The following is a 15,824-nucleotide window of genomic DNA, read 5'->3' on the forward strand; positions in this document are numbered from 1 at the left end:
ATAAATTATACGGCATCGGCTTTTTAATCTTTAGATATGAAAAATAATGAGCCTAGTGCTTTATAACGAGCATTAAAGTATTAATTTAACATTCCGATAAAAGTTCTCATGTGGGCCAAACATTAACAAGGTAAGGACAAGTTGACCATCATCGATTTGATAAGCCAATAATGTTAACTGCTTTAGCATTTTAAACTTATAAATTCGTACTGATGATAAGTCACCTACCTTTTGCACACCTATATCAGGATGGTCAATGATGGCACGTACAGCATCATCTAAATCAGCTTTCTGATTATTGTGCAATTTTTTAACGGCTTTTTTAAAACTATGCGATTGAATAATACTTAAAGACTGAGTCATTGTTTATCCAAAGTAAACTATCCAAATTCGTAGGGTTCAACCATACCAGCATCAACTTCTGCTTGCGCAATCAAAAGCTGACGAACAAATTCGTAAGACAGATCAGGGTTGTCTTCCATAATTTGTCCAATGGTAGCCCAATGCTCTATTTGCTTTGGCGGGGTACGATGTTGTGCTTTAGATATCGCATAGGCTTTATCAACCAGCGCCTTGTTAAGACGTATGCTTGCAGTGGACATAACTTTCTCCATATTCAAAATATTAATCCTTGTGGTATTTTACCACAAAAATAGTGTATTAACGACTCTCATCCTCATAAACAGATATAAGGAATAAGAAATGACCCAATCAACTTTAGAAAACACACCAAAATTTGCCCCACAAGTCTCAGTTCCTGCTACCTATATGCGCGGCGGTACTTCAAAAGGTACTTTCTTTAAACTATCTGATTTACCAGAGCGCTGCCAAGTGGCTGGCAAGGCGCGTGATAACTTTTTATTACGAGTTATTGGCAGCCCCGACCCTTATGGTAAGCAAATTGACGGCTTGGGTAATGGTAGCTCTAGCACTTCAAAGACGGTGATTTTGTCTAGAGCATCACGCGCAGATCACGATGTGAATTACCTGTTTGGACAAGTCAATATCGCCAAACCTATGATTGATTGGGCGGGAAATTGCGGTAATTTAACCGCAGCAGTTGGTGCTTGTGCGCTTAATATGGGCTTAGTTGATGCTGATAAAGTTACTAATAGTATTGATGACAGTAGTGAGAGTGGCATTTGCGAAGTACGCATTTGGCAAGAAAATATCAGTAAAACCATTATCGCTCATGTGCCTGTTTACTTAGATGCGCAAGGCAAGGTACAAGTGCAAGAAACCGGCGATTTTGAATTAGACGGTGTGACCTTTCCTGCTGCCGAAGTAAAGATTGAATTTATCGACCCGGTAGATTCATCAAGCGATATGTTCCCCACGGGCAACCTAATCGATGATTTTGATGTGTCTGGCTGTGGTCTAAATACCGATAGCGTCAAGGCCACCTTTATCAGTGCCGGTATCCCAACCATCTTTATGAAAAGCGCTGATTTGGGCTTTACCGGTACTGAGCTGCAAGGCGACATCAATAGTAGTAGCGAAACCTTAGCTAAGTTAGAGGCAATCCGTGCCAAAGGTGGCGTTGCGATGGGGTTATTTAAAGACGTCAGTGAAGCACAAAGTAGTCAACATATTCCAAAGATTGCTTGGGTTGCCCCTGCACAAAGTTATAGCGCCTCAAGTGGCAAAGCCGTTGATGCCGCAGATATCGACTTAGTCGTACGCGCGATGAGTATGGGACAATTACATCATGCGATGATGGGTACGGCAGCGGTGGCGATTGCCGCAGCAGCAACGACGCAAGGTACATTGGTCAATGAAGCAGCTGGTGGTAGCGAATTAGGTGAAGTGCGCTTTGGGCATCCATCAGGAACGCTACTCGTCGGCGGTAAAACCGAACGCGTGAACGGACGCTGGCAAGCCAAAAAAGTCTCCATGAGCCGCTCTGCTCGCCGTATTATGGTTGGTGAAGTTTTTGTACCAGCGGATGCTTTTTAATAACGACAATTTTTAGGAAACGAACTTAAAAGAAAATTAAAGGTAACAAGGTTTAAGATACTGCTTAAAGTCTTTATACTGGTGGTCGCTTATTATTATGAATAATAAGCAGTTAATACATGCCAATATCAAATTAAATAGCGCCTTAACCCTATGAGTACTCCGCCACGCCGTGTTCCTTTAGACATCAAGCCGCCCACCAAAAAAAAGGAACGGGGGGCTTTGCTGTGGTCGATTTTAAAAAGGCTCGGAGAGTTTGCAAGACCCTATCGCGGGCTCTTTATTTTAACCTTAATATTGACAGTGCTTGGGTCGTTTACCGCGCAGGTGAATGCCTTTGTCTTGCAATATACCATCGATACTTTGACCAATATTGTTGGTTTACCTGACCCATGGGTAGAAGGTATAAAATTACTGACGCTCATTAGCGTGATTTTATTGGTGAAAGAAGTCCTTAACGTCATCATTACCTTTGGTCAGCGCTATTTTGGTGAGCGTATCCGTATTAACCTATCGCGTGATTTGTCACAAAAGGTGGTTGACCGTATTTTGTCTTACAAAATGGCGTTTTATACCAGCGACGAGAACGCCAGCGGTAAGTTGCAAACCCGCATTGATTTGGGGGTCAGCAGTCTCACGCAATTGGTACAAAACTTCTTTATTGACATGCTGCCGCTGTTTGCCAGTGCTATCGTGTCATTAATCATTATGTTTAACGCCAATTTTTGGGTCGGTATGGTCGGTTTGATTATTGTGCCGATTTACTTTTTTGTCAGTCAGCGCCAAGCCAACCGTCTGCAAGGGTTTCGCAAACAAATGCGCCAATATCGCGAGACCAAAAGCGGCTTGGTGATTTCGATTATTGACTCTATCACGGTGATTAAATCCTTTGTGCGCGAGCCGATTGAGTCCGGTAAGCATTGGGACATCCAAAAGGATATGACCGCCAATCAGCTACGTATTCGCAGTATTGCGTTTATGTATAACGCTGGCAAAACCTTTATCGAGCAAATCGGCGTGGTGGCAATTATTGTCCTAACCTCATATTTTGTGCTCAACGGACAGATGACCATTGGCGCCATTATGTTCCATATCCTACTGTTTCAAAACGTCGCGGCTCCCATTCGCGAATTGCACCGCATTTACGACCAAATTAATAATGCCCTCACCTATGCCGAAGGCTTCTTTGATATCTTGGACGACGACCAAGCAATTGAAAACGAAGGTAAAGTCAAATGTACCGATTTAAAAGGTCATATCGAGCTAAAAGATGTCAATTTCTCCTACCCCAATGGCAAGCAGGCGCTGCATGATGTGAGTTTTAATATTCATCCCAATCGTATCACCGCTTTGGTCGGATTAAGTGGCGCAGGTAAAAGCACGATTATTAATTTATTGGTCAAATTCTATGACCCAAGCAGCGGTACTATTTGCCTCGATGGGCGTAATTTAGAGGACTACAGCACCCATGACTTGCGTGAGCAAATCGGCTTAGTGCTACAAAAGAACCATATTTTCTCAGGGACGATCGCCGACAACATTCGTTACGGGGCGATGAATGCCACCGATGAGGAGATTATCGACGCCGCCAAACAGGCCTCTATTCATGAGCAAGTCGTTGGTATGCCTGAAGGTTATGACAGTGAAGCCAAACTACTCTCCGGCGGTCAGCAGCAGCGTATCGCGCTGGCAAGGATGTTTTTAAAAAACCCACCGATTGTATTTTTGGATGAACCAACGGCCAGTCTTGATGCCATTGCCACCCAGCAAATTAAGCACAGTCTAGATTTAATTAAAAAAGACCGTACGGTGATCATTGTCTCACACAATATCTCGCAAATTATTGATGCTGATGATTTGGTGGTGATTGAAAATGGCCGTGTGATGGAGACTGGCACGCATGAAGAGCTTTATGCCAATCACGGTAAATACTATGAGATATTCAATGCCATGTCCGATAGTTTGAATTTAGATAAAATCAGTCAAACCTTAAATAGTTAATATAGGGCGAAATCGTTATAATGCTCAGTCTTTAAGACATTAAAAAACCCTTTAAATCGTTAGAAGCTAGCCGACTATGACCTGTGAATTTTCTATAAAAACCTTTGATGAGCTGACCACCGTTGATGTTTACCATATTTTAAAAGCGCGCTCACAAGTATTTGTGGTCGAGCAAAACTGCCCGTATCAAGACATGGACGAGGTCGATTTTGATTGTCTGCATCTGGTCGCTCATCAAAATGAAGCCTTGATTGGCTATTGCCGCATTATTCCGCCGTCATTTAATCATAAAAGATCCTCGGTTAATCCATCAGGTCCGATACCAGCGATTGGCAGGGTTTTGGTGCTAGCAGAGCATCGCGGCTATGGCGTTGCCCGTCAAATGATGCTTGAAGCCATCAAATACTGCCGCAAAAAGTATGGTAAAAAAACCATCATCATCTCCGCGCAGACTTATTTGCTAAACTTTTACGAATCACTTGGATTTATCGTTGAAGGTGAACGCTACCTTGAAGACGGTATCGAGCATGTCACCATGGTTTTACCTGTCATTAAAAAAGTAAAGGTGAAAAAAGAAAGCTCGGGAATGGTGAGTAGTATTCTCAGTTTTTTACTCTTGATACTGGCACTTTTATTCATTGTCGGTTTGGTTTATCTCATGGTGTAACTCATGAAACGATAAAACAGTCTTACACGACTTCACTGTTGTTCGATATGAGTATGTTATTTTTGTTGCATCACTGATTGATAAATCATGTCGCTTATCAATCACTCCAATATTGGACTCAAGGAAGAGGTAACAATTATGTCTACGACTCAAAACGCTACGGTAGAGAGCAATATCCGTCCAGAGTATGACGATGAAATTCAAAAAATCGCCGACTATGTGCTTAATTACTCTATCGATAACGACTCGCCCAATAGTGCCGATGCTTGGAATACTGCTCGCCACTGTCTTATGGACACCCTAGGCTGCGGACTGCTGGCACTGCGTTTTCCTGAATGTACCAAACACCTCGGACCCGATTGCGCCGATCAAATCACTCCGAACGGCGCGCGCGTCCCTGGTACGCCTCATAGACTCGACCCCATTAAAGCCGCTTTTGATATTGGCTGCATGGTGCGCTGGCTTGATTATAATGATACGTGGCTTGCGGCTGAATGGGGACATCCCTCAGACAACTTAGGCGGAATTTTGGCAGTGGCGGACTATATCAGTCAGCAAAACGTCAGCCATAATAAAGACCCACTCACCATGCGCGACGTATTAGAAGCGATGATTATGGCGCATGAGATTCAAGGCGTGCTTGCTTTAGACAATTCATTTAACCGCGTGGGGCTTGACCATGTGTTCCTCGTCAAACTCGCCTCAACGGCGGTGGTCGCCAAACTCTATAAATTACCACGCGAGCGCATCATGGCGGCGATCTCGCAAGCGATTGCCGATGGTCAAGCGCTGCGTACCTATCGTCATGCACCCAATGCTGGTAGCCGTAAATCATGGGCGGCAGGCGACGCCACCAGTCGTGCGGTACGCTTGGTCGATATTACCCGCCGCGGCGAGATGGGCATCCCGGGAGCTTTAACCGCGCCGCAATGGGGCTTTTATGATGTGTTGTTTAGCCATACCAATAAAGACCTAGCACTCAAACCTGCAGGCGAGCGCCGTTTTACCTTTCAGCGCGAGTTTGGTAGCTATGTGATGGAAAATATCTTATTTAAGATAAGCTTTCCTGCCGAATTTCATGCCCAGACCGCCTGTGAAGCAGCGGTTATCTTGCATCCTATGGTTGATGATAGAATCGATGATATTGAAAAAATCGTCCTGACCACGCATGATTCAGCCATTCGAATTATCTCCAAAGAAGGCGCACTTGCCAATCCTGCCGATCGTGATCATTGTCTGCAATATATGGTTGCCGTGCCTTTATTGACGGGCGACTTGATGGCAGAAAACTACGAAGATGATTATCACGAACAGCATCATATCTTGATTGATGGGCTGCGCCGTAAGATGGTGGTCGTTGAAGATCCCAATTATTCAAAAGATTATCATGATCCAAGCAAACGCTCGATTGCCAATGCCATTCAGATATTCTTTAAAGATGGCAGCAGTACCGATAAAGTCGCTGTCGAATACCCGATTGGTCATAAGCGCCGCCGCGCAGAAGGTATCCCCGTATTAGAAGCGAAGTTCCGAGCAAGCTTGGCAACGCGCTTTATTGACAGTCGCTGCGCGGATATCTTTGCCTTGTGTGATGATCAAAAGCACTTAGAGCAAACCCCGGTTAATGAGTTTATGGATTTATTTGTCGCTAATTAATGTTAAAGCGTATAAATAGTTCAGCGCGTTTTTGTTTTTATGAATCGTGTTTTTACCAATTTTTTACCAGCCTTTTACCAAGCTATCGACTCACCTGCCCAATCGACAAAACTGCCAGATTGGGCGGCAGTCATGCTATCAAGTACTTCTAGTAAACACTGAGCGCTATAAGCTGGCGAGAACAATTTTTCGTCAGCCACATTGCCCTGAAAAGGTGATGACAACTGGGTATCGACGGTGCCTGGTTGCATGACGACCACGCAAACATCCTTTAGCGACCGACTCCATTCAATGCTCAAATTTTTCATACCCATATTCAGTGCCGCTTTACTCATACGGTAGCTGTACCAACCGCCAAGCTCATTGTCACCGATACTACCAACCCGAGCCGATATGGTCGCAAAAATCGCCGGTGCGTTTGTACTGCGCTCAGCTTTAGCCAGTAGTGGCTTGATATGCTTGGCAATGAGCAAGCTGGCTAAGGCGTTAATCTGCATATTTTGCAAAAAGAAGTCCGTCTCCAGTTGTCGTAGTGCTTTTTCTGGTTGATTATGCGGCGTATGCAATAGCCCCACACAATTAATCGCCCAATCAATATGAGTGGTTTGCTGCTTAATATCAGCAATGGCTTGCTCGATACTTTTCTCATCGCTGACATCCATCGGTAACCAATACAAATTATCGGCTGCAAAGTCAGGCTGATTTGTATGATAAGTGGCAAATATTTTTCCACTGCTTTTATTATTAGCACTCATCTCTATCAGCTGTTTAACCATCGCTTTGCCGATACCACCGCTAGCGCCAATGATGAAGTAGTTTTTTTGATTCACAAAGCACTCCTTATTATCATATATATGCATTCTTGCATTCATTTTGGCGTATTTACTTTACATTTACTATGCTAAAACGCTAAGAATAATAGAAGTTATCGCTATTCTATATAGGCTACAATAATCACTGACGGGTAAATACTCGACATCTATCAATTGAGATGTCTAACTGCCGTTAACCTTTAATCTTAACCTTTTAAATTTAACCAACGCCTTTATACGGATGTCATCGCCCTATGCTATCGCCCCAAGACCAATTGACTGAGCTGGTACGAACGCTTGAGACGCAGCAGCATGTCTTTGCCACTGACCCGCTACTTATCACAGAAAAGCTGCAAAGTGAGGATGGGAAGCCCATTCAAAAGTTGCATCGCCGCGCCTCGCGTATCGATAGTAACGGTGCGCTGGCACGTGTGCTTGGTAAAATTGATGGGCGCATCAAAGGTATTATGCTGGTTATGAGTGTGCTGTGGTGCATTTCGGGGTTTTTGGGGCTGTTTACCTTGCTGCAGACCAATGTGGTGAACTTCTTTTATGTGCTGGTTTGTCTGCTTGGGTTTCATACCATCATGCTCTTAGGCTGGCTAGTCATGACTTTGATTAATCAAGGTAAGCAGTCGTCAAATTGGTTTGCCAGTTTTGTGAGTCCAAGTTATCTGATACGCGGTAAGGACGATGTCACCAAAGCGGCGGTTGATTTGTACGAGCGTCAATTACAACACAGCGGTATGCGTTGGTATCTGGGGCGCTTTAGCCATCAATTGTGGCTCGCTACCTTGACTGGTATGCTGCTTGCGATCATATTTTTGTTGATTGTGCGCCAGTATAGCTTTAGTTGGGAGTCGACATTACTCTCTGATCAGGCGCTGATCACTTTGACTCAAATACTCGGCTGGTTACCAAGCAAAGTTGGATTTACCGTGCCGGACAGTGCTGCTATCGTGCAGAGTCGTTTGGTGACGGATGCCATGCCATTATCGATGGCGCGGCAATGGGCAGGCTTATTGGTCGGTAGCTTGCTGATGTACGGCATTGTACCAAGGGCGATTGCTTGGACATTTTGCGCCTTGATGTTCCGCCGTAAAAAAATGCGTTTGGATATCAAGCAGCCGTATTATCAAAAGATTCTAAACTTTTGGCAGCGTCATGTGGTCGATGAAGATGATTTTAAGGCAGCGCCCGCTCCTGTCGCGCCAAAAGCGACAGTCAGTACTGGTAAAAAACTGGTTGCTCTACTTGAATACCCATCACAGCAGGATCATTGGTGGCAATCAGGACTGAATGCCGACATAAGTAGCCATAGTAATAGTAACATTAGCAATGTCGAGAACTTCGGTATTGTTGACGACCGTGATGATATGGAGCGCTTAACGACTTATTTGGACAGCCATCCGGTTCAAGTGCTACTAGGTATACATAGCAAGGCTTTACCTGACCGAGGTACACTGCGTAAACTTGATCGTATTGCCGAACATGCCGCAGACGGCCTTATTGTACAGCTGCTCGGTGATGCCAACACCGCTAACACCAACGAGCAAGAGCAAGACTCAGAAATCCCAAGCTCAGAAAATCAGGACGTTCGTTATCAGCAGTGGCAGACCGCCCTTGCCGCTCGAAAAATCGGCTTGGTTTAGCTTGCTTGTTTAGATACTCTAATACCGATACTCAATAATATTAATAATAAGATTCTATTATGAACAATGACAATAATAATCAAAGCAACCATCAAGATAATGCCAAAGCTGTCGGCCTGTTCGCCGATAAAGCCTATGAGCCCGTACGCGACTCAGAAGCTGATTTTAAAAATGAAAATGTGAATGCTGATACAGAGCTATCGCTGGATAAACCAGCGTCAGATGATCAAGCGCTATCGGTTAATACTGCCTTTAATAATAATGTCTCTAAAAAGACCATTGCCAGTGGCGAAGCGCTCAAATTAGCAGTCGTTGGTCATACCAATACAGGTAAAACGTCACTACTGCGCACGTTACTACGCGATGTTTATTTTGGGGAAGTGAAAAACGAAGCAGCAACCACCCGCCATGTCGAGCAAGCAAAATTGACCGACAGCCAAACGGGCGAAGTATTGGTGGTTCTTTATGACACACCGGGTTTAGAAGATGCTTCAGGGTTAATGGATTGGCTAGAGGACAACACTGCCAATCGCCGCGACGGTATTGAGCGCTTGCAGCAGTTTTTAGCAGCCGACATCGCCCAAGGCGGCGATGCGCTAACTAGCAATGGTAGCAATGAGGACTACAGCCAAGAAGCCAAAGTGATTCGGCAGCTGCTGGCAAGTGATATGGCCATCTATGTTGTCGATGCGCGTGAGCCGGTACTCGGTAAGTATAAAGATGAGCTGGCTATTTTATCGTGGGCTGCAATACCGGTTATGCCGGTATTTAACTTTACTGACAGTCAAGATGCCAATATCGACGCATGGCAGACGATGCTCGCAAGACGTAACTTGCACATCTCAACGCGTTTTGATTCCGTGGCTTTTGAGTTTAAGGATGAGATGCGCTTATGGCAAAATCTTGCCACCATGCTCACTCACTCTGAGATGCTTGAGCAACTCATGGCACGCCGTACAGAAAACTGGGCGCAGCTCTATGAGGAGGCGAATATCATCATTGCCGATTTTTTATTAAATGTTGCCTCATTTGTGCGCGAAATTAGTGAAGATGATGATCCAATGCCCGTACTTGCGCAAATGCAAGAAGCGGTCAGGCAGAGTGAACGGGCAATGCAGAACAGCCTGCTTAACTTATATAAATTTTATGATAACGCCGTGGCAGCAACGCCACTTGAGTTACAAGCCTATCAGCAAGACCCGTTTGACCCTGAACTGCTCAAAAGCTATGGTATTCGCACGACATCTGGTGCAGCAGCGGGCGCATTATTAGGATTGGGCATTGATGCGGCGGCACTCGGTACAACGTTAGGTTTGGGCGCTGCCATCGGTGGTATCGCAGGTGGGCTATTATCCAATACCAGTAGCATCGCTGATAAAATCACTGGCGTAAAGCGCTTATATATCGACCCTGCCACCCTAACCTTACTCGCCACGCGAGCGATAGATTTGCTCACCGCACTGCGTCATCGTGGTCATGCAGCAACCGATGCCACCCAACTGATATATAGCGGCGCAAAAAACGATGCTGATATCTCAAATAACGACAACCTAAGTAACGATAATGAAGAAAGTGTCGTGACGCCGTGGCCGCCACATAAATTACCCAGTGAGCTTAAAAAAGCTCGCGGCAAACCGCAATGGTCATCACTTAGTAGCGGTAAATCTGAACAGGCTCAGCTACTACGTGCAGATATGGCGTGGTCGCTGGCAAGTAAATTACAGTTATATAAGCCTGAGCGTTAAGTATTAACGGTCGGTTTCTTTTATTTTTCAAACATATGGCTTTCAAGCGACCTTTACGATGAGGGGCGTAATAGCATACTTAATGCTTCAGTACCGCGTACGTCTGTTTGCTGTAAATAAATCGGATACAGTGGATAATTGGGAAATTTTTTTTCGATGTCTTGCAGCAATTGCTGTTGCCGCTCGGCACGAAGACGCCAAAATTCATCTGACTGCGTGGGTGCTATCAGCTGATTGATGACTATCGCGGCTGGTGTGAGTTTACTTTCTTCCAATTGTTCGATAGCGCGTTTGGTTTCTGCTAATGGCAATACGTCGGCTGTCATCACCAATACAATCGCTGTTTGGCTACGGTCATGAAGCAATATCCCTGCTTGTCGAAACAGCTGTTTGCGTTTTTCTAGGACGGCTACCGCTTGCTCCCAGCGGTCAGATTTTTTTTGGGCAAACGGATTTGGCACATCTTTTTTATTGATGTCTTTTTGACTGCTCTTTTGATTGTGGCTATCTAGATGGTTCGCGACCGAGCGTAATTTTGCCTGTCGGCGCTGCTGTGCTAGCAGCCCATCTGTCCATGCGCCCATCATCTCTGGCAATACGAGTAAGCGCAACGTATGCCCAGTGGGCGCGGTATCAAATATGATATGTTCATACCTTTTATCAGAGTCAGCATATGCAGCCGTGATTAAATGCTGACACATAGATTCAAGCATGGCTGCTTCTTGTGCGCCAGGCGCTGACTTTGATAGACGCAGGTGCTCACGGATTTTGGGCATCATATCTGGATTGGCATAAGATTTAATGGTAGATTCAACTTGAGCAAAATGCGCATCGACGATGACATCAGGGTTGAGCTCAATGGCATCAAGATGCGGCGTAATCGCAGTTTTTTCATTATTGAGCCGTACATTTAACACATCACCGAGGCTATGCGCTGGGTCGGTTGAGACAATCAAGGTCTTTTTTTGCTGGCTAGCATAATAGCTGGCAAGTGCCGCAGCCGTCGTGGTTTTACCGACACCGCCCTTGCCGCCAATAAAGATAATAGGCTGGGTCGATAGTTGATCTACTAATCCGTGTAGAGGGTGTAATGCCATATTTTTATCTCAATTTTAATTCATTCATTTTTTATCATTTTTTCTTATAAATCTAACTAGCAGTTGACTTAACAACAACCAACGTGGTCAAAGGGGCATTTATCCAACCCCATGCGCGTATGCCATTCATGGAAATTTTCCAAAAATAACGGCTGCAACTCCAAGGTATAAAAGCTAGCAGGATTATCAATGCCTAAGCTCTCTGCAAACATCAGCAGCATAAAGAAGTCTTCTTCATCACGTGCCGCGCGTGCCATCGTCTGGCGATAAGGCGCATGATAAAACTCATTGAGTCCTGCCGCAAAACGTTGCCACCATGGTGTTTCGTTTTTTACTTGGTTTGACGGGCTTTCTATTTGTTTTGGTATCGGGTTATCTTCCATAATTTATTCACCTCTGCTTATTTCTTATTACCTATCAATCTAACGAAAGAGGACTCCACCCGACGCTAGGGTGGAGGTGAATTTCGTATAGCCTAACTCTGCTGATTTTGAATGTATTGCTTAATAATCTCCAACGGCGCTCCGCCACATGAGCCGGCAAAGTAAGAGCGTGACCACAAAACAGGCTTATTATAAGCCGCCCTTAAGTCAATGAAGTTGGCTCTCATGCGCCGGCTTGTGACCGACTTTAGATTATTAACCATCTTACTTAGTTGTACCGTTGGTGGGTATTGAATTAGCATGTGGACATGATCGCCCTCGCCGTTACATTCCTTGAGTTCTGCACCAAAATCCTTGCATATCTCAGCAACAACTTCTTTAAAGTATTGAAGATGATTGTCAGCTAAAACCTTTTTGCGGTACTTGGTGATGAATACCAAATGCACATGCAGATTATAAGCAGAATGACGGTTTTTATATATCTCACTCATTATAATAAATACCCTTTATTGTTTATGTTATATAGTATAACATGGTATAAATAACAAACACACTGACTAATAAAGCATTCATTATGAAAATTAATAAAGCGTACAAATTTAGGCTTGAGCCTAATGCAGAACAAGAGGTTATCTTAACTAACCTTGTTGGTTCTGCACGTTTTGTTTGGAATCAAGTGCTTGCGGTATCGTTTGAGATGTTTGCTAAAAATGAGTTTATTAATGCAACCAATTTGGTTAATAAAATCATGGATATTAAAGCAAATCCTGAGTTTGCCTTCTTAAAAACAAGCTCTAACGCGGTGTCTTTACAACAAAAAATTCGTGATCTCGCTTCTGCTTGGTCACGCTTTTTTGACTCTAAAGTTCATGCACGATTGAAAGAGAATAAGAAAAAACCTAAAAAGCCTAAGTTCTTCAAGCTTGCTGATGGCACAGAAATCCAATTACGCCCGCTTATGCCGCGCTTCAAGCGCAAATCAGATGGGTGTGATTCAATACGCTTGGTACAGTTTGATAAATATTGCCGTGTTGAAGGCAATCGTGTCAAACTACCGAATGGTGTAGGTTTTGTAAAGTTTAGAAAATCTCAAGACATTCTTGGGATAATTAAAAACGTCACCATCAGCAAGAAATCCGGTCATTGGTACGTGTCGTTTGGCACTGAGCGAGAGTTGGAACAGAACCCAATTCACCCTTCTAAAACCGCCATTGGTATTGATTTAGGTGTCAGTAAATTAGTTACCGGCTCAAACGGTCAGTGCTTTAAACCTAAGAGCAGCTTTAAAGCCAATCAAGGCAAACTAGCAAAGCTACAGCGCCAATTAAGTCGTAAGGTCTTATTTAGCCAAAATTGGAAAAAGCAAAACCGTAAAATCCAAAAGCTTCACCATCACATTGCCAATATTCGCCATGACTACTTGCATAAAATCAGCACTGACATCAGCAAAAACCACGCCATGATTGTCTGTGAGGATTTAAAAGTAGTTAATATGTCGGGATCTGCAAGCGGGACTCTTGAAAATAAAGGTCGCAATGTCAAAGCCAAGTCAGGATTGAACAAATCAATTCTTGATCAGGGTTGGTCGATGGCGCTGACTATGCTTGAGTATAAACAGCAATGGCAAGGCGGGTTACTGATTAAAGTAAACCCGCGTTATACAAGCCAAACCTGCTTTGAATGCAAGCATGTTGCAAAAGAAAATAGACGTACCCAAGCAAAATTTGAGTGCGTTGAATGTGGTTATATTGCGAATGCAGATGTTAATGCAGCTCGTAATATTCTTGCGGCAGGACATGCCGTTTTGTCTGTCGAGGGAAGATGCAGTAAAGGTCGCCCGTTGAAGCAGAAAACTTGCGACGGTCGTGAGAAAGTCGCCTAAGAGCTTTTGCTTTTAGAATCCCCCGCTTGAGCTTGTCGAAAGTGGCGGGAGTATGTCAACATGCCTACCTCATACAAAAAACGCCAGCAATTGCTACTAGCGTTTTTTTGATAAAAGTAAAAATGATAAGGTTTAATCTCAATTACGAATCCGTTTTACCTTTATGCAATGTCCATTCTTTACGCAGCACAGATAGACTCTCGAACGTTACTAGAATCGTTGCGATCAAAATAATAATGTCCATAATAATCAGCAGCCAATTGCCCTCGGTAAAAAAGGTTTTTAGCTGAATCAATAAGGCAAAAATGGTCATAACTAGCAAAAATGACAAAGGTGCTAAGGTGTACCAAACCGCTCTGCCTTTACGTAATAAAATAACCGTGACAATCATAAGGGTTAATGCTGCCATGAGCTGATTGGTGGTACCAAATAGTGGCCAAATAATCATGCCACCTGCACCATCAATACCACCGGCGCCAAATGCTAATAATAGACAGCTACCGACGGCAAGGAAAGTAGCCACGACACTTTTACTTAGCACTGGAATGTTATAAAACTCACCAAACTCTTGGAATATATAACGTTGTAAGCGGACACCCGTATCCATCGTGGTGCCAGCGAATAATGCTGCCATAACAGTGAGCATTGTTTGAGAAAGCACCATATCGATACCAACACCTGCATTTAAGATGGTCGCACCACCATCAATAAAAGCACCGATAGAGCCGTCGCCAAATTTTTGATAAACCGCTTGCCAATCACCGAGTGTCGCAAAACCTGCGGTGGCCGCAAGAATGGCGCCCAGTGCGAGCATACCTTCACCCATAGCGCCAAAATAACCAACAAAACGTACATCGCCTTCTTTATCAATCTGTTTAGAAGTCGTTCCGGTCGCCACCAAACCATGGAATCCTGAGATAGCGCCGCAAGCAATAGTGACGAATAACAATGGCATTAATGACGGCGTGCCGATGGGTAAATCATGATTAATCGCTGGCGCGACAATGTTTGGTGTCGCAATAAATACGGCTGCATACAATAAAATCAAACCAACAAATAATTGTAACCCATTAATATAATCGCGCGGTTGCAGCAGCATCCATACTGGTAATAATGAGGCAATCGCCGCATAGGCGAATAAGATAATAATCCATACGGCGTTATCCGGTAGCCCCATAAAAGTCTCTGGTAACACGACTGGGAACATAGGGCCAAGATAAATAAGTCCATATAGAGCGACAACGCCAATAATGGATACCCAAACCAGATTCATCTTATAGCGATAGATACATTGACCGATGATGAAGGCCACGACCAATGCGCCCCAGACAGGTAACACAGAAGATGGGGTCTTAATCATCATATTGGCAATAGCGACGCCAAATACTGCGTTTACCATTAATAATAATAAGAAAATAACTACCATCATTAAGCTACGTACACGTGTGCCCATGACGGTACCAGCAATCGAGCCAATAGACTGACCCTTATTGCGCATACTGGCCCAAATGGCTGACATATCATGGACGCCTGCCATAAAAATGGTCCCTAAAACCACCCAAATAATGGCCGGCACCCAGCCCCAAATAACCGCAATTGCAGGACCGATAATCGGCGCCGCCCCTGCAACCGAGGTAAAATGATGCCCCCACAATACATATTTATTGGTGGGGATATAATCTACCCCATCTTTCATCGTATGGGCTGGCGTGGGACGACTGTCATCCAAGGCCAAAATCTTAGTGGCGATAAATTTTGAGTAAAACAGATAACCGCAAAGCATTGCGGCCACACCAACCAACAGTACAATAGCACTATTCATCTTATCTCTCCCTAGACAAGTATTAGATAGCCTTACAAGTTCAAGCTTTTTAAATCAAAATCTTAAAAATATGCTAGATTAGTGAGCAGTGAAAGACTCGGCTCACTGTTCTTCAAGAAACAGTTGCTAAGAAAACAGCTATCAATGAGAT

14 protein-coding genes are annotated in these 15,824 nt (G+C 44.1%); 7 read left to right on the top strand and 7 right to left on the bottom strand.

Translation table 11 applies throughout. The features are described from left to right. Positions 1-72: 72 nt before the first annotated feature. Positions 73-363: a type II toxin-antitoxin system RelE/ParE family toxin gene (locus AB8P72_RS06905; protein ID WP_102076566.1), complete on the bottom strand. Its 291-nt coding sequence runs from the start codon at positions 361-363 to the stop codon at positions 73-75. 17 nt (positions 364-380) lie between these two features. Then, the gene (locus tag AB8P72_RS06910; RefSeq protein ID WP_068404729.1) at positions 381-602 is read right to left on the bottom strand and encodes a hypothetical protein; all 222 of its coding nucleotides are present in this window, start codon (positions 600-602) and stop codon (positions 381-383) included. Positions 603-702: 100 nt separating this feature from the next. On the opposite strand from AB8P72_RS06910, the gene prpF reads away from it, so the two are divergent. From prpF to AB8P72_RS06930, 4 genes are all read left to right on the top strand, one after another. Further along, positions 703-1,956 (top strand): 2-methylaconitate cis-trans isomerase PrpF, encoded by a 1,254-nt coding sequence (gene prpF, locus AB8P72_RS06915; RefSeq protein ID WP_200662232.1) that lies wholly within the window; start codon positions 703-705, stop codon positions 1,954-1,956. 153 nt (positions 1,957-2,109) lie between these two features. Next, positions 2,110-3,957: an ABC transporter ATP-binding protein gene (locus AB8P72_RS06920; RefSeq protein WP_306495881.1), complete on the top strand. Its 1,848-nt coding sequence runs from the start codon at positions 2,110-2,112 to the stop codon at positions 3,955-3,957. Between the two features lie 76 nt (positions 3,958-4,033). Next, complete coding sequence (locus tag AB8P72_RS06925; RefSeq protein ID WP_306495883.1) at positions 4,034-4,624, top strand: GNAT family N-acetyltransferase; 591 nt, start codon at positions 4,034-4,036, stop codon at positions 4,622-4,624. A gap of 138 nt (positions 4,625-4,762) precedes the next feature. Beyond that, positions 4,763-6,280 (top strand): bifunctional 2-methylcitrate dehydratase/aconitate hydratase, encoded by a 1,518-nt coding sequence (locus AB8P72_RS06930; RefSeq protein ID WP_306495885.1) that lies wholly within the window; start codon positions 4,763-4,765, stop codon positions 6,278-6,280. A 74-nt stretch (positions 6,281-6,354) separates the two neighbouring features. On the opposite strand, the gene AB8P72_RS06935 is transcribed toward AB8P72_RS06930, so the two are convergent. Next, a complete protein-coding gene (locus tag AB8P72_RS06935; RefSeq protein WP_369957541.1) occupies positions 6,355-7,110 on the bottom strand; it encodes an SDR family oxidoreductase in 756 nt (251 codons plus the stop codon). Positions 7,111-7,346: 236 nt separating this feature from the next. Between AB8P72_RS06935 and AB8P72_RS06940 the strand changes: the two genes are divergently transcribed. Together AB8P72_RS06940 and AB8P72_RS06945 are read left to right on the top strand one after the other, a co-directional pair. Continuing rightward, a complete protein-coding gene (locus tag AB8P72_RS06940; RefSeq protein ID WP_102076561.1) occupies positions 7,347-8,744 on the top strand; it encodes a DUF2868 domain-containing protein in 1,398 nt (465 codons plus the stop codon). A 59-nt stretch (positions 8,745-8,803) separates the two neighbouring features. Beyond that, the gene (locus AB8P72_RS06945) at positions 8,804-10,489 is read left to right on the top strand and encodes a DUF3482 domain-containing protein (RefSeq protein ID WP_306495886.1); all 1,686 of its coding nucleotides are present in this window, start codon (positions 8,804-8,806) and stop codon (positions 10,487-10,489) included. 53 nt (positions 10,490-10,542) lie between these two features. Here the strand turns inward: AB8P72_RS06945 and AB8P72_RS06950 are convergent, their stop codons facing one another. The 3 genes from AB8P72_RS06950 to tnpA all read right to left on the bottom strand — a co-directional run bounded on the left by AB8P72_RS06950 (position 10,543) and on the right by tnpA (position 12,460). Further along, a complete protein-coding gene (locus AB8P72_RS06950) occupies positions 10,543-11,586 on the bottom strand; it encodes an ArsA family ATPase (RefSeq protein WP_102076559.1) in 1,044 nt (347 codons plus the stop codon). 68 nt (positions 11,587-11,654) lie between these two features. Beyond that, positions 11,655-11,969: a cory-CC-star protein gene (locus AB8P72_RS06955; protein ID WP_068404746.1), complete on the bottom strand. Its 315-nt coding sequence runs from the start codon at positions 11,967-11,969 to the stop codon at positions 11,655-11,657. Positions 11,970-12,061: 92 nt separating this feature from the next. Continuing rightward, a complete protein-coding gene (gene tnpA, locus AB8P72_RS06960; protein ID WP_102076311.1) occupies positions 12,062-12,460 on the bottom strand; it encodes an IS200/IS605 family transposase in 399 nt (132 codons plus the stop codon). 83 nt (positions 12,461-12,543) lie between these two features. Between tnpA and AB8P72_RS06965 the strand changes: the two genes are divergently transcribed. Then, a complete protein-coding gene (locus AB8P72_RS06965; protein ID WP_369957543.1) occupies positions 12,544-13,851 on the top strand; it encodes an RNA-guided endonuclease InsQ/TnpB family protein in 1,308 nt (435 codons plus the stop codon). Between the two features lie 142 nt (positions 13,852-13,993). Here AB8P72_RS06965 and AB8P72_RS06970 read toward each other — a convergent pair whose 3' ends face one another. Then, positions 13,994-15,673, bottom strand: coding sequence for a carbon starvation protein A (locus tag AB8P72_RS06970; RefSeq protein ID WP_068404748.1), 1,680 nt, complete (start codon positions 15,671-15,673; stop codon positions 13,994-13,996). Positions 15,674-15,824: the final 151 nt, after the last annotated feature.

Origin of the sequence: Psychrobacter sp. CLB018 (assembly GCF_041222815.1) — a bacterium.
Classification (GTDB): Bacteria; Pseudomonadota; Gammaproteobacteria; order Pseudomonadales; family Moraxellaceae; genus Psychrobacter; species Psychrobacter faecalis.

What these genes read in the sequence shown, in the direction of transcription:
- AB8P72_RS06905 (WP_102076566.1), bottom strand. Translation starts at nt 363, where the DNA reads ATGACTCAGTCTTTAAGTATTATTCAATCGCATAGTTTTAAAAAAGCC.
- AB8P72_RS06910 (WP_068404729.1), bottom strand. Translation starts at nt 602, where the DNA reads ATGTCCACTGCAAGCATACGTCTTAACAAGGCGCTGGTTGATAAAGCC.
- prpF (WP_200662232.1), top strand. Translation starts at nt 703, where the DNA reads ATGACCCAATCAACTTTAGAAAACACACCAAAATTTGCCCCACAAGTC.
- AB8P72_RS06920 (WP_306495881.1), top strand. Translation starts at nt 2,110, where the DNA reads ATGAGTACTCCGCCACGCCGTGTTCCTTTAGACATCAAGCCGCCCACC.
- AB8P72_RS06925 (WP_306495883.1), top strand. Translation starts at nt 4,034, where the DNA reads ATGACCTGTGAATTTTCTATAAAAACCTTTGATGAGCTGACCACCGTT.
- AB8P72_RS06930 (WP_306495885.1), top strand. Translation starts at nt 4,763, where the DNA reads ATGTCTACGACTCAAAACGCTACGGTAGAGAGCAATATCCGTCCAGAG.
- AB8P72_RS06940 (WP_102076561.1), top strand. Translation starts at nt 7,347, where the DNA reads ATGCTATCGCCCCAAGACCAATTGACTGAGCTGGTACGAACGCTTGAG.
- AB8P72_RS06945 (WP_306495886.1), top strand. Translation starts at nt 8,804, where the DNA reads ATGAACAATGACAATAATAATCAAAGCAACCATCAAGATAATGCCAAA.
- AB8P72_RS06950 (WP_102076559.1), bottom strand. Translation starts at nt 11,586, where the DNA reads ATGGCATTACACCCTCTACACGGATTAGTAGATCAACTATCGACCCAG.
- AB8P72_RS06955 (WP_068404746.1), bottom strand. Translation starts at nt 11,969, where the DNA reads ATGGAAGATAACCCGATACCAAAACAAATAGAAAGCCCGTCAAACCAA.
- tnpA (WP_102076311.1), bottom strand. Translation starts at nt 12,460, where the DNA reads ATGAGTGAGATATATAAAAACCGTCATTCTGCTTATAATCTGCATGTG.
- AB8P72_RS06965 (WP_369957543.1), top strand. Translation starts at nt 12,544, where the DNA reads ATGAAAATTAATAAAGCGTACAAATTTAGGCTTGAGCCTAATGCAGAA.
- AB8P72_RS06970 (WP_068404748.1), bottom strand. Translation starts at nt 15,673, where the DNA reads ATGAATAGTGCTATTGTACTGTTGGTTGGTGTGGCCGCAATGCTTTGC.